A 24,639-nucleotide genomic window follows, 5' to 3' on the forward strand; every position below is an offset into this window, starting at 1 on the left:
CTAAAATCATTTATAACTATTTAATACTTCAAAATGATTTTTTATCGAAATTTTATAATTACCCACGGATAGTCTGGGAAAGCCTCTTAGGTATTAATATAAAATTATTTCTACGACCTCTATTTTGAGTAAAATATTAGAAGTCGATTAAAATCTCTAAAAGTTGATTTTCTGAAATCAACTTAGTACCATTTAATTTTGCTTTACTAAGCTTCGAATTTCCCGCCTGGCTACCGCAAACCAGATAATTGGTCAATCCCGAAACCGAACCAGTAATGCGCCCGCCGTTTTGCACTATAATTTTCTGCATTTCGATTCGGGAGAAATGTTGAAAGTTTCCAGAGATTACAAATCGTAATCCACTCAATAACTGGCTACAACCAGCAAGTGCCTTACGGCGAATTTGTACGTTTTGGCCCTGTTTTTCAGCAATCCAATCTAAATAATCAGAAGGAAAATCCATACCATGTTCTTCCTGTAATTTCAATTCCTCTTCTACTCTATTCAGCTTTAAAAACAATTCACCACAAACAAAAGCATCTTCTAAAGCATTGTGATGCCGGAGCTGCGGAACTTCAAAAAAGTTGGCTAAAGAACTTAATTTATAACTCGGTAACGCTACTAGTCTTCTAGCGCGTTGCAGGGTGCAAAAACTGGCATATGGCGGTACATCAATTCCGTAACGTTGTAACGAATAAAGCAATACAGCATTATCGAATTTCGCATTATGAGCCACTAATGTTTTTCCTTCTATAAAAGGAAGCATCGCATCCCACAATTCGGAAAAATTCCTTTCATGCTGTACATCTTCATAGGTTATCCCATGAATTTGGATCGCAAATGGATTAAAGTAAGCAACTTCGGGATTTATTAATTCGTAAAATTCGCGGTATTTCTTACCATTTTTATACTCTACCATTCCCAACGAGCAGGGATTTTTTCCTCTCGCGGTTTCAAAATCAAACACCACAAAGTCTTCTATCATTCAATCATCTTAAAAAATTCTTCTTCACTAATCATGGCAATTCCTTCTTTCTCTGCCTTTACTTTTTTACTTGGACCCATTTTTTCTCCAACAATAAGGTAATTCGTGCTTTTAGATAAAGAACTTAAATTTTTACCCCCATTTTCTTCAATATGCTTTTTCAGTTCACTTCTAGAAATAGAAAAGGTACCCGAAACAACAAAACTAAGCCCTTCTAATTTGTTAGAACTGGTCTCTTTTTCTTCCATTTCAAACTGCAGGTCTTTTTCCCGTAAGCGTTTTACGATGTCAATGTTTTCCTCATCGGTAAAAAATTCGATGATACTTGCAGCAACACGTTCCCCCACATCGCGAAGTTGGATAAGTTCTTCTGTATTCGCCGCCATGAGCTTATCAATATTCCCAAAGTGCTCCGCAATTTTTCGGGCACTTACTTCCCCCACATCACGAATTCCTAAAGCAAATAATACTTTATCGAAAGTTCGTTTTTTAGATTCCTCTACGGAGTTTAATATATTTTCAGTGGTTTTCTTCTGAATGCTGATCCGGCTGCGGTCTGAGATTTTAGTGATAAAATCATCGAATTTTGGGTAGTGCTGAAAGCTTTCATTACGAAGCAATTCATCGATATAATCTGCATTCTTTAATGCTTCTTTTGCCGGCTGGTTTTCCTGATGATCGGGAAATTTCAAGTCGATCAGTAAATTTACTGAAACACAATCTTCCATTGACGTATAATCTGAAATAGCTACCCGTTGTATCGCCGTATTTAACTCCATCAGAAATCGCTTGAATTTCTTTTCGTCTATCCCTGAAATTTCGGCTATGTTTAGACTAAAAATTTCCTCTAAATAAACAATTTCATTTCCTATTTTTTCGGAATCGGCTCTGGTTATACTTCCCCACCCCTGACTAAGCGCATAAATCGCCTGACCTAATTTTACCTGAAGTTCACCTGATTTTTTAATCCCGGCTTCCTCGTTATCCAACCAACGTTCCTGTCCAATAATATCATCGTATGTGAGATAATAGAAATCGGAATAATTATTAATGATTCCATTGTAATATAAGATTTCTATCGTTCCTTTTCCCAAACCATCAATATCCATGGCTTTTCGTGATACAAAATGCTCCATCCTACCAATAATTTGCGGTGGGCACCCTACGTAATTCGGACAAAAATGCTGTGCTTCGCCCTCTTTACGTTGTAATTCGGTTCCACATTCCGGGCAATAAATGGCATATGTTGTAGGTTCAGAATCTGGATCGCGTTGTTTAAAATCTACTCCCACGATTTTAGGGATAATTTCCCCTCCTTTTTCTACAAAAACTTTATCGCCTTCCCGAATGTCTAGTTTCGCGATCTGATCGGCATTATGCAAAGACGCCCGTTTCACAATGGTTCCTGCCAATTGCACCGGTTCTAAATTTGCCACCGGTGTAATGGCGCCTGTACGACCAACCTGATAGGTTATTTTATGGAGCTTTGTCGTTTCCTGTTCGGCTTTAAACTTATAGGCCATCGCCCAACGCGGTGATTTTGCGGTATAACCTAACTCTTCCTGCTGGCCAAAATCATTAACTTTCACTACTACCCCATCAGTCTCATAAGGCAAATCATGACGATGGATATCCCAGTAGTTAATATAGCTTAAAACCTCTTCGATATTATTTTTAAGTTCACTTTCTGCGGGAACTTTAAAACCCCAATCTCTGGCTTTCTCTAGACTTTCAAATTGAGATGAAATCGGTAGATTTTCACCTGCAATATTATAAAGCAAACAATCCAATGGCCGTTTCGCCACCTCAGCACTATCCTGTAATTTCAAACTTCCTGACGCCGTATTACGCGGATTCGCATAAGGTTCTTCTCCATTCTCAACACGCTCGGCATTCAACTTCGCGAAACCTTCAAAAGGCAATACGATCTCACCTCGAATATGAAATTTCTCTGGATAATCCCCTCGTAATTTTAAAGGTACCGAGCGAATCGTTTTTACGTTGTTTGTTACATCGTCTCCCTGAAATCCGTCTCCACGTGTTACCGCCTGTACCAATTGCCCCTTGTCATACATAAGACTCATCGACGCGCCATCATACTTCAACTCGCAGGTATATTTTATATCGCCGTCGACTAACTTTCGAATACGCGTTTCCCAATCTTGTAATTCTTCTTTAGAATATGAATTAGAAAGAGAGTACATACGATAATCATGGACCACCGTTGTAAAATTCTTAGTTACGGCGCCCCCTACACGCTGCGTTGGCGAGTTAGGATCATTAAATTCAGGATGCTTTTCTTCTAATTCCTGAAGTTCTTTCAGCTTCATATCAAAATCATAATCGCTAATTTCAGGATTGTCTAAAACATAATATTGATAATTATGATGCTGTAATTCTTCTCGAAGTGTATATATTTTATTTTCGATATCCATGTATACTGAAATTAAAAGAGGCTTATTGTTCTATAAAAATTAATAAAAGTGTAAGTATTGCTGGTAACGCCTGAATAAAGAATATTTTTTTAGTAGCACTTAAGGCTCCATAAATTCCGGCTATGGCTATACATAAAAGAAAAAAGATTGAAATATTGTGTTGCCAATCCCCATTATCTATAAAAAAGGTCCATCCCAAACCGGCCGCTAAAAAGCCATTATACAAACCCTGATTAGCCGCTAAAGATTTTGTTTTAGGGAAAAGATCTGCTGGCAAAGATTTAAAGGTCTTTTTCCCGACGGTTTCCCAGGCAAACATTTCAAACCAGAGAATATAAAAATGTTCTATTACAATGACCGCTTTTAAAACAACAATAACTAGTTCCATACGTATTTTTAAGGCTTATACATCTTTGGATGTAAAACTAAATTCTGAGCCCTGATGATGGGTGAAATTAATTTTAAAATCGGCTGCAAAGGCAGTTTGATTAGTAGGAAACCAATCTCTGTTGTGTCGATTCACTGCAATTATAAGTCCTTCATCATCACCAATGGCACAAAATCGATCTAAATTTCCATCGTAAATTCCTAAACCGAATTGACGATGTAAATAGGTATAATAAGGCTCAATGATTTCAACCGCTAAACCAATTTCGGAGACTCCTAAGATGGAATTTACGTTAAAATATTTTTTCTGAGATGGATAAAGATCACGTCTGGAAATAAGCTCTAAAATATTATCATCAGGATCTTTAAAATATACTGATTTTGCTTTCCAATTCTTAAAATCTATAATTTCCTCGGTATCATTTTTTTCAATAACAACGCGTTCTTTTAGCCAATTTAAGGCTAAATCTTCCTGATGTGCAGGAATATGAAACGCAATATGATAGGGCTTTGCATCCTTTTTAAACTGAAAACATATTTCTGTAAACCCGGCAGAAAACCTAAAGTTATTTTCAGAATTTTTAGTTATGGAAAACCCAAGCACATCGCGATAAAAGTTCAATTGTTCCTTTATCGCCGAAGTATAAATTTCTAAATATTCAATCTTCATTAGGTCTGACTTTTAGTAATCCACTTTGGTGTAGGTTGTGGTTTAAAAAATTTCATTTTCTCATACAGCTCTTCGATGGTTTCAGCAATAATCAACAAATCGTAATTCTCTTTTTTTAATAAACCTGTTTTTACCATCTTCCGAAGCATCGCCATTAAATCATCATAAAAACCATTGATATTCAGTAATCCAATTGGTTTTTGATGCAAGCCCAGTTGGGCCCAGGTAATAATTTCAAAAAGCTCCTCAAAAGTCCCAAAACCACCGGGAAGTGCGATAAAACCATCACTAAGTTTATGCATGGTGAGTTTTCGCTCATGCATATCCTGGGTGGTAATTAATTTATCCAATTGGGTATGTACCACTTCTTTGGTTTTTAAAAATTCAGGAATAACACCGGTGGCTTTCCCTCCATTTTCATTAACACCGGCAGCTACCTGCCCCATTAATCCAAGTTTGCTTCCACCATACACCAGGCGAATATTATTTTTGGCCAAAAATTCCCCTAATTTTTTAGAGGTTTCAATTATTTCTGAATTAACACCATCGCTGCTGGCACAAAAAACAGCTATGCTTTTTAGGGAATTCTGTGTTTTCTTTTCTTCCAAAACAATAATTTTTTAGCGTTTTTGGGCTTTTAGCATTCTAAAATTACCAAACATATCCTTTCGAAGCTCCGCCCTAAAATCATGCTCTTCAACCATCGTTTTAGTTTCTTCTCCCAGATATTGATTAATTTCAAAAAACAACAACCCATTTTTGGATAGTCCTTCTTGTGCTAATTTCGTGATTTTATTGTAGAAAAGTAAAGGATTTTCATCTTTTACGTAGAGTGCTGTTTCCGGTTCGTATTGCAATACATTCTGCTGCATTTCGGCCTTTTCCAATTCCCGCACATAAGGTGGGTTAGAAACGATGACATCAAATTGCCGTGAAAGTTTTTGTGTGGAAAGAATATCCTGGTGAACTAAATGTACTGAAACTTTATTTTTTTCAGTATTTAGATTGGCCACTTTTAAAGCTTCTTCTGAAATATCTATGGCTGAAATTTGGGCTTTTGGCAGGTGTTTTTTTAAACTAATGGGAATGCAACCACTTCCTGTTCCAATATCCAATATATGTAAATCCTGTTGCTGCTTCAGGGACACCTCATCTAAAATCCATTGCACCAGTTCTTCGGTTTCCGGACGCGGAATTAAAACGCCGGGCGTGACTTTAAAACTCAGACTAAAAAATTCGGTTTCTCCAATAATGTACTGAATAGGTTCGAAAACACGAAGTTTTTCTAAAGCCCCCTCAAATTCACTAACTTCAGTATCATTTAATTTTTTATTAGGTTCTAAAGCGATCTGTAACCTGTTTAACTGCAAGAAATGTTCGGCCAATAAATTGAAGAAAGACAGATTTTCTTCTTTAGGATACTTATCACCAAGGTTTTCCAGGAATTTATTTTTAAGTTGAGTGATGGTCATTGCTTACTTTACTTAAGAGTTTAGGGATTACAGCTTTTAATCAGTCCTTTGCGATCAGCTTGAATTAAATTCAACATTTAAGAATTAAAAACATTCTTAACTCGTGTTTCCATCTCATTCAAAACCCTACATTAAAAATTTAAAATACAAAGTCCAATCTCTATACTCTATTTTTTATTTTCTCGTCTTTTCTATTTTCTAAACCCTAACTTTCAATTATAAAGAGCTTTCAAAAGGCAGAGATAAGCATAGAAATGAGATTATCTTTTTCAAGCAAGGCAATAGTTTAGAAAGCTTATTCAAGATCCAACATTCAAAATATAAAATAAAAAACGCTATTCTCTATTTTCTAACTTCTAACTACAAATCCTTTATCAGCCAAACTGTACAATTATAATGTCCTGTATTGCCTAGTGGTTTTTCTAATTCCTCAAAACCGGTTTTCTTATACAATTTACAAGCATCTTTCATATAAGGTAAAGTTTCGATATAACACTTTTTATAACCCTGACTTTTGGCATATTTTAAGCAGGTATCCATCATTTGTGCTCCAAGACCTCTTCCACGAGCTTCTGGTAAAAAATACATCTTTTGTAATTCGCAAATTTTCTCCTCAAATCCAGGTAAAGGACCAATACCACAACAACCTATGATTTGATTATTTTTTTCAATTACAAAATAAGCTTTTCGTTCTGCCATATATTCCGCCGTCATATCATCAAGGGCTTTATCTTCATATGCGGTTCCTACTTTTGGAACTCCCATTTCTACCAAAACATCCTGGATAACTTTTTTAACCTGCTGATTGTCTTGCTGCTGAATTTCCCTAATTTTAAGCATGCTCATTCTTACTAATTAATCCTATTTTTGTGGCTGTGAATATACACGAAAAATATATAAAACGCTGTTTGCAACTCGCCGAAAACGGATTGGGAAGCACCTATCCAAATCCCATGGTTGGTAGTGTGATTGTTTATAAAAACCAAATTATTGGCGAAGGCTGGCATCAAAAAGCGGGAGAGCCTCATGCCGAGGTTAACGCAGTAAATTCAGTTAAAAACCGAGACCTTTTAAAGAAATCGACCATTTATGTAAGTTTAGAACCTTGCAGCCATTTTGGAAAAACGCCACCTTGTAGTGATTTAATCATTGCGAAAGGGATCAAAAAAGTAGTGGTTGCCACTGTAGATCCTTTTGCTGAAGTTGCCGGACGAGGCATTAAAAAACTAATGGAAGCCGGTTGCGATGTAACGCTGGGCGTTCTTGAACAAGAGGCACAGCACCTTAACAAAAGATTCTTTACGTTTCACAATAAAAAGCGTCCTTATATTATATTAAAATGGGCGCAAAGTGAAGATGGTTTTATCGCCCCGCTGCAACGTAAAGATCGTGCTCCTGTTTGGATCAGCAATCGGTACTCAAAACAACTGGTACACAAATGGCGCGCTGAAGAACAGGCGATTCTCGTGGGAACAAAAACGGCAATCGAAGATAACCCAAAACTCAATACGAGATTATATGCCGGGAACAATCCTGTACGGGTGGTGATCGATCGCTCTGGAAAAATTCCGGCAGCATCGGCTATTTTCGACGGAAGCATCAAAACAATTATTATTACTGAAAATAATCAGAAAATAACGTCAAAAAACCTAGAATATCGGCACGCTGATTTTAGTCAAAATTTACCCGAACAAATTGGGAGTATCTTATTTCAGGAAAATTTACAGTCGGTTATTATTGAAGGGGGATTGCAAACACTTCAAAGTTTTATCGATGCGAAATTATGGGATGAAGCGCGTGTATTTTCGGGAAATGTTCAGTTAAAAATGGGAGTTTCAGCACCTGAATTTCAGGGAAAGTTAATTTCCGAAGAAAAAATAGAAGATAACCTGTTAAAGACCTATTTAAATGATTAAAACCATCATTTTTGATTTTGGCGATATTTTCATCAACCTGGATAAGTCGGCTACCCCGGCACAATTAAAGCAATTCGGAGTTAAAAATATACCAGATTCCATACTCAGCACCAACCAGGAATACGAAAAAGGTTTACTATCCTCAGAAGAATTCTTCAACAGCTATAAAAAAGAGTTTACATCTATTAAAAAAGACAATTTTCTGGAAGCCTGGAACGCCATTTTGGTAGATTTTCCTAAATATCGCTTAGAGTTCATTAAAAAATTGGCTGCAGAGAAAGATTATCAGCTTATTCTTTTAAGCAACACTAACGAAATTCATATTGATTGGGTTAAAGAAAATATATCTTTTTTTAACGAATTTCAGCAATGTTTTGATGCGTTCTATTTGTCTTACGAGATCAATTTCAGAAAACCCGATGCTAATATTTATGAGTATGTACTGCAACAGCATAACCTAAAACCAGAGGAATGTCTCTTTATAGACGACACCAGGGAAAATACTGATGCCGCCGCTGCTTTAGGCATTAATATTTGGAATCTGGAACCTACGCGAGAGGATGTAATTGATCTATTTACCACAAAGAAAGAACTATTCTCTTAAGAACTATGCCGTCAAAATTCCTTAGTTTGCCAAAATGAAGGACACTTACAAAACCATAACCAAAGCCTCAGAAGAAGTATTATTTAAAGACCGAAACTCAAAGTTTTTTGGTTATGCCTTTCCTGTCAAAAATGAAGAGGAGGCTAATCTGTATCTGGAAGAATTAAAGTCTAAACATCACAAAGCAAGGCACTGGTGTTATGCCTGGCAAACAGGGAAGGAAGAACAGGATATTTATTATCGTGCTAATGACGATGGCGAACCATCCAACTCGGCAGGGATGCCAATTTACGGGCAAATACAGTCTTTTGAAGTAACGAATGTACTTATTGTTGTGGTTCGTTATTTTGGTGGCGTAAAATTAGGTGTTGGCGGACTTATAAATGCTTACAAAACTGCCGCCCAAATGGCGCTGGAAAACTCAAATATCGTAGAACGTACAATTGACGAAGTTTTTGAAGTTTCTTTTGATTATCCTGAAATGAATATCGTAATGCGGCTCATCAAAGAATATAACCTAAATATTGTTGAACAAAAACTGGAATTAGATTGCAAAATCTATCTATCAGTCCGTAAAAAAGAAGCCGAAGCGATATTTGATAAATTCAATACTACTTATAAAGTAGGAATAAAAAGAGTAGACAGTTAACAAATTCAGTAGTCAGTATCCAGTATAATAAGCTATAATTTGTTTTTGCAATCCAAATTCAGAATAAAAAATCTTTACTTAAATATTAAATAGTCAACATCATCTTGACTCCTGATACTTGAATCTTGATTCCAATCTTATTCAAAATTCAAAATTCAAAATAATTGTCTATTCTCTATTTTCTAAAGCTTCTCCAAAACATAATCCGGGCATCGTATGGGGCGCCTAGTTTTTGCATCCATAAAAACTAAAACGGTGTTGGCAGTTGTTAACAATTCCCCGTCCTGATTATAAATTTTATAATCAAAAATTATTTTTACATCCGGTCTCTGTCTAAGACTGGTAAAAATCTTTAATTGGTCGTCAAAAAAAGCCGATTTCTTAAACTTAAAATTCATTTCATAAACTGGTAGCATAATACCGTTTTTTTCCATACTTTTATAGGAAATACCAATTTTTTCAAGCCAGTCAATTCGCGCAATTTCCAGATACTGAGCATAATTACCATGATGCACAACACCCATTTGGTCTGTTTCTGCATATCGTACTTTTAGTATAGATAAATGGTCTTTCATTGGCGAATTTTAAAACTTGAAAAAAATAAATTTTGAGATTTGAGTCATTATAAGTATGAGTAAAATATTCCAAAAATTCAATACCAAATGGGTTTTTTTTTTACATATTTTGTTCACATCTTTGTGCCCCTCCTTTTAAACAGGAGCACTCTTATCAGGAGTAAATTCAAACATTATAATAACCCTAAATAACGCCACACTTAGCATGTCGAAAACTGCGCAATCAGTTTGGAATAGCTGTCTAGCTTTTATAAAAGATAACATTTCGCCGCAGGCCTATAAAACCTGGTTCGAGCCTATACAAGCAGTAAAACTTACCGATTGTGCATTAAGTATACAGGTACCGTCTAAGTTTTTCTATGAGTGGCTTGAAGAGCATTATGTTAAGCTTTTAAAAGTTAGCTTAACAAGAGAGCTTGGTGAAAAAGCAAAATTGGTGTACGTTATCAAAATGGAAAACACCTACGGTAATAAATTACCTTTTACCGAAAAAATTCCTAGTACACAACGAGCTAATATGACCTCACAGGAAGTGGATGTTCCTGTAAAGAATAAAAACCCGGAATTAAAAAATCCATTTGTCATCCCGGGCATTAGAAATGTAAAAATTGAATCACAATTAAACCCGAGTTATAACTTCGAAAATTTCCTTGAAGGTGAGTCCAATCGTCTGGCAAGATCTGCTGGTTTGGCCGTTGCTAATAAACCTGGAGGAACATCTTTTAATCCGCTTCTTATTTTTGGAGGCGTTGGTCTTGGAAAAACCCATTTAGCGCATGCCATTGGAGTTGAAATTAAAGACAAATACCCAGAGAAAACCGTCCTTTATATTTCTGCGGAAAAATTTACGCAACAATATATCGAATCTGTTAAAAAAAATAATAGAAATGACTTTATTCACTTCTATCAAATTATCGATGTTTTAATTGTAGATGACATTCAATTACTATCGGGTAAAGCAGGAACGCAGGATGTATTTTTCCACATATTCAACCATTTACATCAAAACGGAAAGCAGGTAATCCTTACCAGTGATAAGGCCCCTGTAGATATGCAGGATATTGAACAACGCTTGCTTTCTCGATTTAAATGGGGACTTTCAGCTGAATTGCAACATCCAGATTTTGAAACCCGCGTTTCTATCATTAAGAACAAACTTTATCGAGATGGTGTGGAAATGCCGGAAGAGATTGTTGAATTTTTAGCGAATAATATTAAAGCGAATATTCGCGAATTAGAAGGAGCTATTATTTCTTTAATCGCTCATTCTTCTTTCAATAAAAAAGATGTAACCTTAGAACTTGCGAAAAAAATCGTAGATAATTACGTTAAAAATACCAAGCGAGAGGTAAGCATAGATTACATTCAAAAAGTAGTAAGTGATTACTTCCAGATGGATGTGGAAACTTTGCAATCTAAAACAAGAAAGCGCCACATTGTACAGGCCAGGCAACTGGCAATGTTTTTTGCTAAAAAATTCACCAAAGCTTCTTTGGCCAGTATTGGTTCGCAAATAGGAAGCCGTGATCACGCAACGGTTTTACACGCTTGCAAAACAGTAGACAATCTTGCTTCTACAGATAAACAATTCAAGAAATTTGTAGAAGATCTCAATAAAAAATTAACGATTTAAGTTTCAAAAAAGCTCTTTAAAAAGAGCTTTTTTGCTTTAAAATAGCTACTAAACTATGGAAAAGAAAAAAATCCTAATGGTTTGCCTGGGTAACATTTGTCGCTCTCCACTTGCAGAAGGAGTGCTAAAGGCAAAAGTAAATGCAAACGAAGTTTATGTAGATTCTGCCGGTACCAGCAACTATCATATTGATGATCTGCCCGATCGCCGATCTATCGCTACTGCCAAAAAGCATAATCTAGACATAACCGACCAGCGTGGTCGACAACTTACTAAACAGGATTTAAAAGATTTTGACCATATTTTTGTAATGGATAATTCAAATTTTCGTGATGCTATTGCTTTAGCTGATTCTGAAGAGGAAAAAGCAAAAATAAAACTCATTTTAAACGAGATTTTCCCCGGCGAAAATGTAGATGTTCCCGATCCTTATTATGGTGGTGATCAGGGCTTCGAAAATGTGTATCAAATGCTGGACGAAGCTACAGTGAAAATCGTTGAAAAAATAAAAAACGGAACTTACTAATGGGACAAAACTTTTCATTTTCGGGAAAACTTTATTTAATTCCAACAACACTTGGTGAATCTAACCCCATAGATGTTTTGCCCTTAACGGTAAAAAAACACGTAGAGCGAATAGATCATTACATTGCTGAAAATGAAAAAACCGCCCGTAGAGCAATAAAAAAACTTGTTCCGCAGAAAAAACAACAAATTTTAAAGTTTAAAACGCTAAATAAATTTACGGAAATCACCGAAATCCCAAACTTTCTGGATGCCTGCAAAGAAGGTTTTGATATGGGACTTATTAGTGAAGCTGGTGTGCCCGGTGTTGCCGATCCAGGTGCCGAAATTGTAAAGTTAGCGCATCAAAATGGAATACAGGTAGTCCCTTTAGTTGGTCCTTCTTCTATATTACTAGCCATGATGGGCAGCGGTATGAATGGTCAGTCATTTAGTTTTAATGGCTACCTGCCTATCGATAAAAAAGAAAAGAAACAGGAGTTAAAAAACCTTGAGCGCATTTCTTCCGAAAAAAATATGGCCCAGGTTTTTATTGAAACACCGTACCGTAATAACAAACTTCTAGAGGATCTTCTCCAAATCTTACATCCAACCACACGGTTGTGCATTGCCTGCGATCTTACGCTACCCACAGAGTTTATCCTTAGCTTATCTATTAATGAATGGAAACAAAAAAAGGTAGATCTTCATAAAAGACCTACCATTTTTGTACTTCAAAAAGACTGATTCCTAAAATCAGGAATTAACAGCTTCTATTTTTGATAAATCTACTCTTGGATTTTTAACGGGTTGGATAAACGATGTATCATAACCTGCAAAACGCTTCATATAGTATTTAATACTGGTTCCAAATGCGTCGTTAAACATTTGCCCACCATAACTTCTTAAATACTTTTTCACGCTACCAGGCCCAGCAAGATGTGCCGCTGCCAGTATTCCAGATTCTGTAACTTCCACCCCGTTTATTTTTTTACCCACGAAGCGCTTAATGTCACGAATAAGGATCCATTTGTTACGAGAAGCATTAGTATAAAAAGTTGCTTCCTGAAGTTCTGGATTATTAAGAAATTCCTGGGTATCGTAAACGCCTAATAAATTAAGGGTTCCTTTACCAAACTGGTATTTTCCCATATATCCATACTCATTGATGCTCTTGTAGTCTCCACGTGATTCTTTAAAACCAATAGCTTCTTTAAACCCTGTGTAAGACTTCCCTAGTCTTGGAAGGGCTTTTAAAGCCACTTCTGAAGTTTTTAACGGTAACGTATCTGGCGATACCGTATAATCTAATTCAAGATTTGGAGTAGTAAAACCTTCAATCTCTAAATCTGCTGCCTTCTTGGTGCTGAAACTAAAAAATACAGATCCAGCAAGAACTGGCAGCCAGGAAAGTTTAACAATTTTCTTACTCATTACATTTTTTTTCTGAAGAGCTTGTTAAATCAATATTTATTGCTATCTTTATAAAATTGATCTCTCTTCAAATTTGCGAGGGCAAATGTACAACAAATTTTAATAATCTGAATAACAGAGTGTTAAACCTTTCACAAAGAGACTCCTATCGTTAACAAAACACCAACACGCATAATATCAACAAGTTAGACTTTCCTTAATTCTGGAAGTTTCTACCTTTTTATCCCCTTTTTATTAATCCACCGTATATATTCCTGCTTGTTACGGTTGTGCTGGGCAAGGGTCTTCGCGAATTTATGATAACCAAAATTTTCAACATTGGCTACAAAATAGAAATAGTCATGGTCCTCGTAATTTAATACCGCTTCGATTGAAGAAATATCGGGCATACTAATGGGACCCGGCGGAATTGTAGCATATTTATAAGTATTATAAGGAGAATCCAGCTCTAAATCTTTATAAAGAACCCTTTTTATGATCGTATCAAAGTTTTGAGTTTTTTCTTTGATCGCATAAATTACCGTAGGATCAGCATCTAGTTTCCAACCGTTTTTATAACGATTCATATATACTCCAGCTACTCTTGGACGTTCGTCTACCTTTGCTGTTTCTTTCTGGACGATAGAAGCCATTGTAATGACCTGTGCGGGTGTTAAACCAATTTCTTCTGCTCTTTGCAATCTTGTGTCTGTCCAAAAACGATCGTATTCCTTTTTCATACGACTTCTAAACTCTTCAGCCGATGTATTCCAGAAGAATTCATATTTATTGGGAATATACATTCCCAAAGCAGTAGCATCATCAAAACTGTTGTCAGCAAGAAAATCCTTGCTTTGCATTGCTTCTAATAAACTAAGACTGTCTGCTTCAATTTGAGCTGCCACACGTCCCGCCAAATCCTCAATGCGCTCCTGATTATTGAAAGTCACATTTACAGGCATATTTTGACTACGCAAAGCATTAATAATTTCGTTATTATTCATTCCTTTTTTTAGAATAAACCTTCCTGCTTTTATATTATTGGGGTATTGCTTTTTTTCAGCAACTATATTAAAACTATTTAGGTCTTTAATAAGCGGTTTTAAACTATCAAGCACTGCTGGATAATCAGAATTTGTTGGGATCAAGACCACTTTCTGGTTCGAAGAAAAAGCAGTGTTTATTCCAAAAATGGTTTGATAAATATAATAACTAAATCCGCCTACAGCCACCAGTCCTAAAACTGCTATGGCTACTACTATTTTTTTAATGTACATTATTGTTAATTAGTTGATATAAATACTCGTCCTTAAAACGACCATTTACAAACGTCCATTCTTTTTTTAATCCCGCTTTTGTAAAACCTATATTTTCAAAAAGGCGTAAACTCCGCAAATTATCCGCTGTTATGTTGGCATAAACCTGATGTAGGCCTAAATGCTTAAAACAATATTTGCAAACCAGTGATAAACTTTCAGCTCCAAAGCCTTTTTGTCGCTCTTCCGGATTTGCAATAAGAAGTCCGATCGCCGCCCGTCGATCTTTAGGTTCAAAATCAAAAATATCAATCAAACCAATAGGGCGATGGTCCAGATTACAGATAACCAGTCGTAATTGTTTTACTTCATAAATATCAAGATGAGAATTTTCCAGATATTTTTTAAGTATGTATTTCGAAAAAGGAGCCTGGGTTGCACTTACTTCCCAAAACTCCTCGTTATTCTCCAACTCATGAAGAAACTCGAGGTCTTCAGGTTCTAATGCTCTTAGATATAATTTTTCTCCTTTTAAGGTTAGCATGCTATCTCTCCTTTAAAAACAAGCACAGCAGGTCCTTTAAGCCAGACATCGCTATAACTATCGCCATCGCTTTTAAAACTTACCGATAAATTACCACCCGGAACCTGTAATTTCACCTCACTGGCTTTGGTACGATTACTATGATGTGCGGCAATAGCAACAGCAGTTACACCGGTGCCGCAAGCCAAAGTTTCATCTTCTACTCCACGCTCATAAGTCCTTACGATAAAAGTATTCTCTTCATCCGTCTTTTCTACAAAGTTTACATTTGTCCCTTTTTCTTTATAATCGCTAGAATAACGTATAGCCGCTCCCTCTTCTTTTACATCTAGATTTTTTACATCTTCAGTAAAGACAATATGATGTGGAGATCCGGTATCCAGAAAAGCTATATTTCCAGATTGGTATATATCAGAGACGTTTTGCATCTGTAAATTCACAACATTGTCCTTGTCTATAAAGGCTTTATGAGGACCATCAATAGCGGTAAATTTCGCCTGGGTTTCGATAATCCCAAGCATTTTTGCAAAAGCCACCAAACATCGACCTCCGTTACCGCACATACTGCTTTGATTACCATCTGCATTAAAATAAACCATTTTAAAATCATCTCCTTCAACATCGGGATGTTCCAAAAGGATTAAGCCATCGGCCCCTATGCCAAATTTTCGGTCACAAAGCCTGTTGATCAGTTTGGTATCGTTTTTGGATACTACATTATTGCGATTATCAATCATTACAAAATCGTTACCTGTTCCCTGATATTTGAAAAACTGAAGTCCCATTATTTAGCAGATTTTAAAAACGCAAATATACAATTTTAGAAGTGACTTCTGCGTTTTTAAGTATGAGCTGACAAACAGGAAAATAGAATATAATTAGTATAAATTAAAAGTTTAATAAATAAAATTTTTCAGAAGAATATGAGAAAATTAGCAAGTTTACTTATTGTTTCCATCCTGGGTGGAGCATTAACATTAGGTAGCTACAAGCTATTTTTTGAAGAAGAAAATGTTTCCTTCTTGCAAGAAAAGCAAGATGCTACCCAAAGCCTTATTCAAGCAAATTATGATGCCAATCGTACCTATGGTACCAATGTAGATTTTACTGCAGCTGCAGAGAAGACCGTACATGCTGTAGTTCATGTTAAAAATGTTGCGGTATACAGCGGCCCAAGAAGTTGGGCAGATGTAATGCAGGGAAAAACGGAGTCCAGCAAAGCCCTGCGCGGTACTGGATCTGGTGTAATTATCACCCCAGATGGCTACATTGTGACCAACAACCACGTAATCGATGGTGCTAACGAATTAGAGGTAACCTTAAATAACAACAAAACCTATAAGGCAAAAGTTATTGGTACCGATGCCATTTCAGACATTGCCTTAATTAAAGTGGAACCGGAAGAAGACCTTGAATATATTCCTTTTGGAAACTCGAACAATACAAAAGTTGGGGAATGGGTATTAGCCGTTGGTAATCCTTTTAATTTAAAATCGACTGTTACCGCTGGTATTATAAGCGCAAAATCCAGAAACTTGAATCCCAACGCAACAGGACAATCATTTATCCAGACCGATGCTGCAATTAATCCCGGAAACAGCGGGGGTGCCCTTGTAAATATTAACGGTGAATTAATAGGAATTAACACGGCCATCACTTCTATGACGGGTAGTTATGTAGGATATGCATTTGCAGTACCCTCTAATAATGCCAGAAAAATTGTAGAAGATATTATGGAATATGGGGATATCCAACAGGGAATTCTTGGTATTCGTGGAAGCGATTTCAACAGAACTCCAGAGCTTAGTGAAGAATATGGAACCACGCAGGGAGTTTATGTAAGTGAGGTAACTTCTGGAAGCGGAGCTGAAAAAGCCGGAATTAAAGCGAAAGATGTTATCAGAAAAATTGATAATATTAAGGTGAATAAATTCTCAGACCTTACTGGTTATATCAACACCAAACGGCCAAATGATACCGTAAATGTAACAGTATTAAGAAATGGTGTTGAAAAAGAAATCGCCGTAAAATTAACAAAACTTAGCGTTACGCAGCTCCCAATTGGTTTAGAAGTTACCAATGCTTCTAAAGACGAATTGAAGTTTTACCAAACCGAAAATGGTGTAAAAATTAGTAAAACATTGAGCGATCAATATGCTGAAGAAGAATTTGTAGGAGCAATTATTACAGAGATTAACGGCGATAAGATTTATGACATTCGCGATGCAGAAGAAGCTTTTAAATCTTTAGAAAGAGGACAGGGATTAACCATGACTTTTATAGATAAAACCGGCCAAAAGCAGCGTGTAATATTCAGATAGCCTGCAAACGTTAAAAATACACTTAAAACTCCTGTTAATCAGGAGTTTTTTTATTCCTTAATTATTTTACGAAAACGTTTGAAATACATACTTTTGTATTAAATTTAACCACATATTTAAACAAAATGAGCTTAAATAAAGTTTACGAAAGAGAACTTGCATTTCAGGCAGACCGAAGACGTGCCACCGTAGAATTTATTAATATAGTAAGTGACTTATGGTATGATAAATCTATCGAGCTCGTTCTTTTTAGAAATCAGCTTATCAATAAAAATGTTAGCGACATTTTAAACCTTCATGAATATGCAGGTGCTTTTGTACAAAAGCCGATCTCTATTTTCGATTCAGTTGAAATCATCAAAGCTATTAAAGACCTAAACCTTCCTCCTGCAAAATTAGACATTGGGAAACTTACTTATGAGTATCATTTAGAAGATCAAGAGTATACAAATGCCATGGCCTTTGTGTCTGATAAATTAAACGATGCTAAAGATGTAGAAGCAGTAACTCCTAAAGATGTAGTGCTTTATGGATTCGGAAGGATTGGACGCTTAGTTGCCCGCGAATTAATGACTAAAACCGGTAAAGGAAATCAATTAAGACTAAGAGCCATCGTTACTCGAGACAAAATATCTGAAGAAGTCTTAGCTAAAAGAGCTTCTCTTTTAATGAATGATTCGGTTCATGGTGAATTTGCAGGAACAGTTTCCTATAGTATTGAAAAATCTGCATTAATAATTAACGATACAACTGTACATATAATTAGCGCCTCTAATCCTGAGGATATAGATTACACCAAATGGGGTATCAGTGAGGCGTTGATTATCGACAATACTGGTGCTTTCAGAGATAAGGAAGCGCTACAACGACACTTGAAATCTAAAGGAGCAGCCAAGATCTTGCTTACCGCGCCGGGAAAAGGAATTCCGAATATCGTCCACGGGGCAAACCACACGTTATTTAAGCCAGAGGAACATCATATATACTCGGCAGCCAGCTGCACCACAAACGCGATTACTCCGGTTCTAAAAGCCATAGACGAATCTCTGGGAATTATTGACGGACATTTAGAAACCATTCACGCATATACAAACGATCAAAACCTGGTTGATAATATGCATAGTAAATATCGCCGTGGTCGCGCAGCCAGTTTAAATATGGTAATTACGGAAACCGGCGCCGGTAAAGCAGTAGCAAAATGTCTTCCGCAATTGGAAGGAAAATTAACTTCTAATGCGATACGTGTTCCTGTTCCTAACGGATCATTAGCTATTTTACATTTACAGGTGGAAAGTCAAACCTCTGTAGAAGGCGTAAATTCAGTCTTAAAAAAATATGCGCTGGAAGGTGATTTGGTTGAACAAATTAAGTTTTCGATAGATAACGAATTGGTTTCATCAGACATTATCGGTTCTTCAGCTCCCGCCATTTATGACAGCAAAGCAACTATTGTTGCAAACAATGGAAAAAATATCGTCTTATATATATGGTACGATAATGAGTATGGCTATAGTCATCAGGTAATCAGGCTAGCAAAGTATATTGCAAAAGTTAGGCGATATACTTACTACTAAACCTGTATTTTTTCCAATCCCGATACCCGCCAATGGCGGGTATCTTTTTTTGTGATAAACTTAACCCATCGATTTAAGGGCTTTATGCAATTTTGTAAAAAATAAAGCATGAGTTCTAAAAGAAAAAGACGACATCTTAAAAAGAAGCGATATATCGCTCCGGTAATCATTTTAGGAGCTCTTATTGTTTTTCGTCTATTCCTGCCTCTTATCGTTAAAAATTACGTAAACAAAACGCTAAATAATATTCCCGGTTATCATGGCCATGTAGAAGATATTGATATTGCCTTATGGCGAGGTGCTTATACCATAGATTCTTTAGTATTAATAAAAGAAAATGCGGAAAATGAAACTCCCCTACTCGATTTTCCGGAAACTGATATTTCAATAGAATGGAAATCCCTGCTAAAAGGTAAGGTAGTAAGCGAAATTGAAATGCATAGTCCCAAATTTAATTATATTTTCGAAGATCAACAGGATACTACTGCTGTGGAAAATCCAAAAACCGAAGATTGGACAAAAGCCTTAACCGATCTTGTACCTATTGACATTAACCACCTTCAGGTATACAATGGCACGGCAAATTTCGTTCAGCTCTCCTCGGATCCTCAGATTGATATGTTTATGCAAAAAGTAAACTTACAGGCAACCAATCTTAGCAATGTAATCAACAATGAAAAGCCATTGCCATCAAACATTCAGGCTACCGCGGTTTCTATTGGAGGTGGGAATGTAAAGCTTCATGGCAATATGAACCTATTAAAGGAAATCCCTGATATGGATATTGATTTCTCCTTACAAAAAGCAAGAGCTACGGGAATTAATGATCTTATCCAACGCTATGCCGGTGTAGATTTTGAAAGCGGAACTTTTGAGCTTTACAGCGAAATTGCCATAAATGATGCCTACCTGAAAGGTTATATTAAACCCATGTTTATTAATACTAAACTTATTGGAAAAGATGAAGAAGGCGGACTTTTCAAAAAGCTCTGGGAAGGATTTGTTGGAGTTTTTAAATTTATCCTTAAAAATCAGGGCACAGATACTTTAGCAACAAAAGTACCACTAGAAGGAGATCTTAAAAATGTAAAAACAGGAGTTTTACCTACCGTATTCAATATTTTTGAAAATGCATGGATTAATGCATTTAAAAATAGCGTGAATGAAGAAATTAATTTCGAGGATGCAAAACAGAAGAAATAAATCACTGCAATAAGGAGGAGAATTCGCAAAGTCTAATAAAGTAACAAGGGAAAATCCTTTCTAAAATTTCTACCAATAAAATTGAAGCTATCGGTGTTGGATGCGCCTAAATGCTCCAGGATAGATTAAAGCTAATATTCTTTGCCCCATATACTTTTTGTTTTGAAAATTACAACCAAAAAAAAACACCGTACCCATACAATAAAATAACATTTTAAAGGTTACGTTGGTACTAACAAACACGAAAACTTCATTTTAAAATGAATAAGCTACTAATTACACTATTAATTTTTACCGCATTTACTTTAAAAAGTAATGCCCAGGACAGTATTCTTACCACAAATCCTATTCAACAAAAATTTCAGGAGCTAATTGAATCTTCTAACAATTATCAGGAATATAAGGTGGTTAATTATGATGAACTGGTAGATCTAAGGGACAAGACCAACGATTATATCCAGGAATTAAAAGATCAAATTACGGTTGGCAAAAATACAGCAGACCAACAGGAAGAAGAAATTGCTAATTTAGAAGGTGAATTAAAAACAACACAGCAAAATCTTCAACAAGTTACCGAAGAGAAAGATAATATCGTTTTTTTAGGTATGCCGCTAACAAAAGGAACCTACATGGCGATGATGTGGGGAATTGTTGCCATTCTTATCTTAGCCCTGGTTTTCTTTATTTATAAGTTTAAAAATTCTAATGCGGTAACCAAAGAGGCCAAAAAACGTCTTGATGATACTGAAAAGGAATTTGATACCTATAAGAAAAAAGCCTTAGAAAAAGAGCAACGCCTTGGCCGACTTCTTCAGGATGAAAAAAACAAGGTAAACAAAATGAACACTTAAATTCTGCAATTATTCGCATCTTTACAGTCTTAAAATTGCATTCTTAAATTAAAGCGCCATGCGAATAGATATTATCACAGTTGTTCCTGATATTCTTAAAAGTCCGTTTGAAGCATCAATTCTTAAACGAGCGATCGAAAAAGGACACGTAGAAATCCACATGCATAATTTACGGGATTATGTGACTGATAATTATAAGCAAATTGACGATTACCAATTTGGCGGGGGCGCAGGAATGGTGATGATGATCGAACCTATAGATAAATGCATTACTAAGCTTAAGTCTGAACGAGACTATAACGAAGTAATTTATATGACCCCTGATGGTGCCACCTTAAATCAAAAAATGGCTAATAGAGTTTCAATGATGGAAAATATCATCATTCTTTGCGGTCATTATAAAGGGGTAGATCAGCGGGTACGCGATCATTTTATTACTAAAGAAATTTCAGTAGGTGATTATGTATTGTCTGGTGGAGAATTAGGTGCAGCTATTTTATGTGACGCGGTCATTAGGCTTATCCCGGGAGTTTTAGGCAATGAAACATCAGCATTAACAGATTCGTTTCAGGACAACCTATTAGCTCCTCCTGTATATACCAGACCCGCTGAATATAAAGGATGGAAAGTACCTGAAATTTTAACTACAGGGAATTTTCCAAAGATAGAAGAATGGCGTGAAAATGAAGCATTTAAGCGCACACAAAAGCTTAGACCAGATCTTTTGGAAGAAGATTAAAATTCTTCATTAAAACATGTAATTATAAAAATAAAATTTATAATTTTGCATCCGTTCTAAAATAACCTCTGGCGAGAACCGTGAACGTTGTTTTAGCTTGCATCTTAAATATTTAACTATGGAATCGTTAATTAAATACGTTCAAGACGAATTCGTTACCAAGAAAGATCTTCCTGAATTTTCAGCTGGAGATACTATTACCGTTTATTACGAAATTAAAGAGGGTCAAAAAACCCGTACTCAGTTCTTCCGTGGAGTTGTTATTCAAAAAAGAGGAACAGGTAGCTCACAGACTTTCACTATTAGAAAAATGAGTGGAACTGTAGGCGTAGAGCGTATCTTCCCTGTAAACCTTCCTGCGATCCAAAAGATTGAGATCAACAAAAGAGGTAGCGTTAGAAGAGCTAGAATTTTCTACTTTAGAGAACTTACAGGTAAAAAAGCTCGTATTAAAGAAGCTAAAAGAGCTTAATTTTTACTTTTTACAATACAGTTTAAAAACTCCGTTTTCAACGGAGTTTTTTTATGCCTTATTTTTAGTCTTTCTTAACAGGCTTTGCCCGTAAATTGCTAGCTAAAATGTCTAAAAAATAGTATATTGCGAAGACAGCAAACTCTGTATCATTGCAGGGTTTGTACGAAATATGACAAATCAAAAAAAATTGAATAATGGCAGAAAACACCAAGATTTTTTATACCAAAACAGATGAAGCTCCGGCTTTAGCCACATACTCATTACTTCCCATCGTACAAACTTATACCAAAGCAGCAGATGTAATTCTAGAAACAAAAGATATTTCTCTTGCTGGACGTATTCTTTCTCAATTTCCCGAGTTTTTAGAAGACAACCAAAAAGTTGCAGATGCACTTGCAGAACTTGGTGAATTGGCAAAGAAACCAGAAGCTAACATTATTAAATTACCTAATATTAGTGCTTCTATCCCTCAGTTAAAAGCAGCTATTAAAGAACTTCAGGAAAAAGGATACAAACTTCCTGAATATCCTGATGAACCAGCTACTGAAGAGGAAAAAGAAATTAGAGCAAAATACGATAAAGTAAAAGGTAGTGCAGTAAACCCTGTATTACGTGAAGGTAACTCCGATCGTAGGGCTCCGAAAGCGGTAAAGAATTTCGCAAAGAAAAACCCTCATTCTATGGGGGAATGGAGTTCAGATTCTAAATCTCATGTAGCCACTATGGATAGTGGTGATTTTTACCATAACGAAAAATCTGTTACTTTAAACGAAGATGATAGCGTAGACATCGTTTTTACTTCAGCTTCTGGAGAACAAACTGTACTTAAGAAAGGACTCAAATTACTTGCCGGTGAAATTATTGACGGTACAGTAATGAATATTTCTCAATTAGAGAAATTCTTAAAAGAACAAGTTCAGGATGCTAAGGATAAAGGTGTGCTTTTTTCTCTTCACATGAAAGCCACCATGATGAAGGTTTCAGATCCTATTATTTTTGGTCATGCTGTAAAAGTATTTTTTGCTGATGTATTTGAAAAATATGGTAAGGATATAAAGAAAGCTGGAGGAAATCCAAACAGCGGACTTGGAGACATCTTAAGTGCTATCGAATCTTTACCTGAAGATAAAAGAAAAGAAATAAATGATGCTATTCAGACTGCTATTAAAAACGGTCCTGATTTAGCAATGGTAAATTCTGATAAAGGAATTACCAACCTACATGTTCCAAGTGATGTCATTATTGACGCTTCTATGCCTGCAATGATTAGAACATCCGGACAAATGTGGAATAAAGACAATAAAACTCAGGATACTAAGGCGGTAATCCCAGATAGTAGTTATGCCGGAATTTACCAGGCAACTATAGATTTCTGTAAAGAACATGGTGCTTTTGATCCAACTACTATGGGAACCGTACCTAATGTAGGACTTATGGCCCAAAAAGCAGAAGAGTATGGTTCACATGATAAAACTTTTGAAATTCCAGAAGCTGGTACAGTTAAAGTTGTAGATCTTAAAGGAGACACTTTAATGGAGCATGAAGTTGAAGAAGGAGACATCTGGAGAATGTGCCAGGTAAAAGATGCTCCTATACAGGATTGGATAAAATTGGCTGTAAATCGCGGTAAAGAAAGTGGAATGCCAATTGTATTCTGGTTAGATAACGAAAGAGCTCATGATGCCCAATTGATTGAGAAAGTACAAAAGTATCTTCCAGAACATGATACTAAAGGACTTCAAATTGAAATCATGTCTCCGTTGAAAGCAACTGAATTTACATTAAAAAGAGTAAAAGACGGAAAAGATACCATCTCTGTAACCGGTAATGTACTTAGAGATTATTTAACGGATTTATTCCCGATTTTAGAATTAGGAACAAGTGCGAAAATGCTTTCTATTGTACCGCTAATGAATGGAGGTGGACTATTTGAAACCGGTGCTGGCGGATCAGCGCCTAAACATGTACAACAATTTGTTGAAGAAGGGCATTTAAGATGGGATTCTTTAGGAGAGTTTCTTGCTTTAGCTGTTGCTTTAGAGCATTTAGGCAATAAATATAATAATAAAAGAGCTCTCGTTTTATCAGACACCCTGGACAAAGCAACAGAGAAGTTCCTTGAAAATGGTAAATCTCCGTCTAGAAAGGTGAATGAACTTGATAACCGTGGAAGTCACTTCTATCTTGCACTTTATTGGGCCGAAGCCTTAGCAAATCAAGATAAAGATGCCGATTTAAAAGAGCATTTTGAAAAAATTGCTTCTGAACTTGAAGCTAATGAAGCCAAAATTATTGAAGAACTTAATGGAGCCCAGGGATCTCCTCAAGATATTGGTGGGTACTATAAAATGGACGATCATAAAACAAGTAGTGCCATGCTACCTAGCGAAACACTAAATAAAATTTTAGGAAATTAAATACTTTAAAAATAGA

Annotated in this window: 25 protein-coding genes; 13 read left to right on the plus strand and 12 right to left on the minus strand. The window is 36.0% G+C overall.

The features are described from left to right. Positions 1–136: 136 nt before the first annotated feature. From ZPR_RS22665 to ZPR_RS16970, 7 genes are all read right to left on the minus strand, one after another. On the minus strand, positions 137–985 hold the full coding sequence (locus ZPR_RS22665) for an exonuclease domain-containing protein (RefSeq protein WP_013072978.1): 849 nt from the start codon (positions 983–985) through the stop codon (positions 137–139). Further along, the gene (gene ligA / locus ZPR_RS16945) at positions 982–3,420 is read right to left on the minus strand and encodes an NAD-dependent DNA ligase LigA (RefSeq protein ID WP_013072979.1); all 2,439 of its coding nucleotides are present in this window, start codon (positions 3,418–3,420) and stop codon (positions 982–984) included. Before ligA ends, ZPR_RS22665 begins: the two co-directional genes overlap by 4 nt. A gap of 22 nt (positions 3,421–3,442) precedes the next feature. Then, on the minus strand, positions 3,443–3,808 hold the full coding sequence (locus ZPR_RS16950; RefSeq protein WP_013072980.1) for a DUF1304 domain-containing protein: 366 nt from the start codon (positions 3,806–3,808) through the stop codon (positions 3,443–3,445). A 15-nt stretch (positions 3,809–3,823) separates the two neighbouring features. Further along, the gene (locus tag ZPR_RS16955; RefSeq protein ID WP_013072981.1) at positions 3,824–4,477 is read right to left on the minus strand and encodes a VOC family protein; all 654 of its coding nucleotides are present in this window, start codon (positions 4,475–4,477) and stop codon (positions 3,824–3,826) included. Next, positions 4,477–5,085 carry an LOG family protein gene (locus ZPR_RS23775; protein ID WP_013072982.1) on the minus strand — a complete coding sequence of 203 codons (609 nt, stop codon included), beginning with the start codon at positions 5,083–5,085 and terminating at the stop codon, positions 4,477–4,479. The genes ZPR_RS16955 and ZPR_RS23775 overlap by 1 nt, the downstream gene beginning before the upstream one ends. A 12-nt stretch (positions 5,086–5,097) precedes the next feature. After that, positions 5,098–5,949 (minus strand): peptide chain release factor N(5)-glutamine methyltransferase, encoded by an 852-nt coding sequence (gene prmC / locus ZPR_RS23780; RefSeq protein WP_013072983.1) that lies wholly within the window; start codon positions 5,947–5,949, stop codon positions 5,098–5,100. Between the two features lie 360 nt (positions 5,950–6,309). Then, positions 6,310–6,795, minus strand: coding sequence for a GNAT family N-acetyltransferase (locus ZPR_RS16970; protein WP_013072984.1), 486 nt, complete (start codon positions 6,793–6,795; stop codon positions 6,310–6,312). A gap of 29 nt (positions 6,796–6,824) precedes the next feature. On the opposite strand from ZPR_RS16970, the gene ribD reads away from it, so the two are divergent. Genes ribD through ZPR_RS16985 form a run of 3 tightly spaced genes read left to right on the plus strand, consistent with a single transcriptional unit; the run spans position 6,825 to position 9,118 of the window. Continuing rightward, on the plus strand, positions 6,825–7,865 hold the full coding sequence (ribD, locus tag ZPR_RS16975; RefSeq protein WP_041580083.1) for a bifunctional diaminohydroxyphosphoribosylaminopyrimidine deaminase/5-amino-6-(5-phosphoribosylamino)uracil reductase RibD: 1,041 nt from the start codon (positions 6,825–6,827) through the stop codon (positions 7,863–7,865). Then, positions 7,858–8,469 carry an HAD family hydrolase gene (locus ZPR_RS16980; RefSeq protein WP_013072986.1) on the plus strand — a complete coding sequence of 204 codons (612 nt, stop codon included), beginning with the start codon at positions 7,858–7,860 and terminating at the stop codon, positions 8,467–8,469. The genes ribD and ZPR_RS16980 overlap by 8 nt, the downstream gene beginning before the upstream one ends. Before the next feature lie 34 nt (positions 8,470–8,503). Next, complete coding sequence (locus ZPR_RS16985) at positions 8,504–9,118, plus strand: IMPACT family protein (RefSeq protein WP_013072987.1); 615 nt, start codon at positions 8,504–8,506, stop codon at positions 9,116–9,118. 182 nt (positions 9,119–9,300) lie between these two features. On the opposite strand, the gene ZPR_RS16990 is transcribed toward ZPR_RS16985, so the two are convergent. Then, positions 9,301–9,693, minus strand: coding sequence for an acyl-CoA thioesterase (locus ZPR_RS16990; RefSeq protein ID WP_041579044.1), 393 nt, complete (start codon positions 9,691–9,693; stop codon positions 9,301–9,303). A 205-nt stretch (positions 9,694–9,898) separates the two neighbouring features. Here ZPR_RS16990 and dnaA point away from each other — a divergent pair, with 205 nt between their 5' ends. From dnaA to ZPR_RS17005, 3 genes are read left to right on the plus strand one after another with little or no spacing between them, the layout of a single operon-like run. Next, on the plus strand, positions 9,899–11,326 hold the full coding sequence (dnaA, locus tag ZPR_RS16995; protein WP_013072989.1) for a chromosomal replication initiator protein DnaA: 1,428 nt from the start codon (positions 9,899–9,901) through the stop codon (positions 11,324–11,326). A gap of 55 nt (positions 11,327–11,381) precedes the next feature. Continuing rightward, entirely contained in the window at positions 11,382–11,852 is a 471-nt protein-coding gene (locus ZPR_RS17000) for a low molecular weight protein-tyrosine-phosphatase (RefSeq protein WP_013072990.1), read from the plus strand. After that, positions 11,852–12,577: an SAM-dependent methyltransferase gene (locus ZPR_RS17005; protein ID WP_013072991.1), complete on the plus strand. Its 726-nt coding sequence runs from the start codon at positions 11,852–11,854 to the stop codon at positions 12,575–12,577. The genes ZPR_RS17000 and ZPR_RS17005 overlap by 1 nt, the downstream gene beginning before the upstream one ends. A 9-nt stretch (positions 12,578–12,586) precedes the next feature. Here ZPR_RS17005 and ZPR_RS17010 read toward each other — a convergent pair whose 3' ends face one another. From ZPR_RS17010 to dapF, 4 genes are all read right to left on the minus strand, one after another. Then, positions 12,587–13,264: a hypothetical protein gene (locus ZPR_RS17010; protein WP_013072992.1), complete on the minus strand. Its 678-nt coding sequence runs from the start codon at positions 13,262–13,264 to the stop codon at positions 12,587–12,589. A gap of 212 nt (positions 13,265–13,476) precedes the next feature. Further along, complete coding sequence (gene mltG / locus ZPR_RS17015; protein WP_013072993.1) at positions 13,477–14,520, minus strand: endolytic transglycosylase MltG; 1,044 nt, start codon at positions 14,518–14,520, stop codon at positions 13,477–13,479. Beyond that, entirely contained in the window at positions 14,510–15,043 is a 534-nt protein-coding gene (locus ZPR_RS17020) for a GNAT family N-acetyltransferase (protein WP_013072994.1), read from the minus strand. The genes mltG and ZPR_RS17020 overlap by 11 nt, the downstream gene beginning before the upstream one ends. After that, the gene (gene dapF / locus ZPR_RS17025; protein ID WP_013072995.1) at positions 15,037–15,828 is read right to left on the minus strand and encodes a diaminopimelate epimerase; all 792 of its coding nucleotides are present in this window, start codon (positions 15,826–15,828) and stop codon (positions 15,037–15,039) included. Before dapF ends, ZPR_RS17020 begins: the two co-directional genes overlap by 7 nt. Positions 15,829–15,966: 138 nt before the next feature. Between dapF and ZPR_RS17030 the strand changes: the two genes are divergently transcribed. The 7 genes from ZPR_RS17030 to ZPR_RS17060 all read left to right on the plus strand — a co-directional run bounded on the left by ZPR_RS17030 (position 15,967) and on the right by ZPR_RS17060 (position 24,623). Then, positions 15,967–17,364 (plus strand): S1C family serine protease, encoded by a 1,398-nt coding sequence (locus ZPR_RS17030; protein ID WP_013072996.1) that lies wholly within the window; start codon positions 15,967–15,969, stop codon positions 17,362–17,364. 125 nt (positions 17,365–17,489) lie between these two features. Beyond that, positions 17,490–18,938: a glyceraldehyde-3-phosphate dehydrogenase gene (locus ZPR_RS17035; RefSeq protein WP_013072997.1), complete on the plus strand. Its 1,449-nt coding sequence runs from the start codon at positions 17,490–17,492 to the stop codon at positions 18,936–18,938. A 108-nt stretch (positions 18,939–19,046) separates the two neighbouring features. Next, on the plus strand, positions 19,047–20,141 hold the full coding sequence (locus tag ZPR_RS17040) for a DUF748 domain-containing protein (RefSeq protein WP_013072998.1): 1,095 nt from the start codon (positions 19,047–19,049) through the stop codon (positions 20,139–20,141). Between the two features lie 260 nt (positions 20,142–20,401). Next, complete coding sequence (locus tag ZPR_RS17045) at positions 20,402–20,992, plus strand: hypothetical protein (protein WP_013073000.1); 591 nt, start codon at positions 20,402–20,404, stop codon at positions 20,990–20,992. Between the two features lie 58 nt (positions 20,993–21,050). Next, positions 21,051–21,731, plus strand: coding sequence for a tRNA (guanosine(37)-N1)-methyltransferase TrmD (trmD, locus tag ZPR_RS17050; protein WP_013073001.1), 681 nt, complete (start codon positions 21,051–21,053; stop codon positions 21,729–21,731). Between the two features lie 118 nt (positions 21,732–21,849). Next, on the plus strand, positions 21,850–22,203 hold the full coding sequence (rplS, locus tag ZPR_RS17055) for a 50S ribosomal protein L19 (protein WP_013073002.1): 354 nt from the start codon (positions 21,850–21,852) through the stop codon (positions 22,201–22,203). 197 nt (positions 22,204–22,400) lie between these two features. Beyond that, the gene (locus tag ZPR_RS17060) at positions 22,401–24,623 is read left to right on the plus strand and encodes an NADP-dependent isocitrate dehydrogenase (protein ID WP_013073003.1); all 2,223 of its coding nucleotides are present in this window, start codon (positions 22,401–22,403) and stop codon (positions 24,621–24,623) included. Positions 24,624–24,639: the final 16 nt, after the last annotated feature.

Source organism: Zunongwangia profunda SM-A87, assembly GCF_000023465.1.
GTDB classification, from domain to species: Bacteria; Bacteroidota; Bacteroidia; order Flavobacteriales; family Flavobacteriaceae; genus Zunongwangia; species Zunongwangia profunda.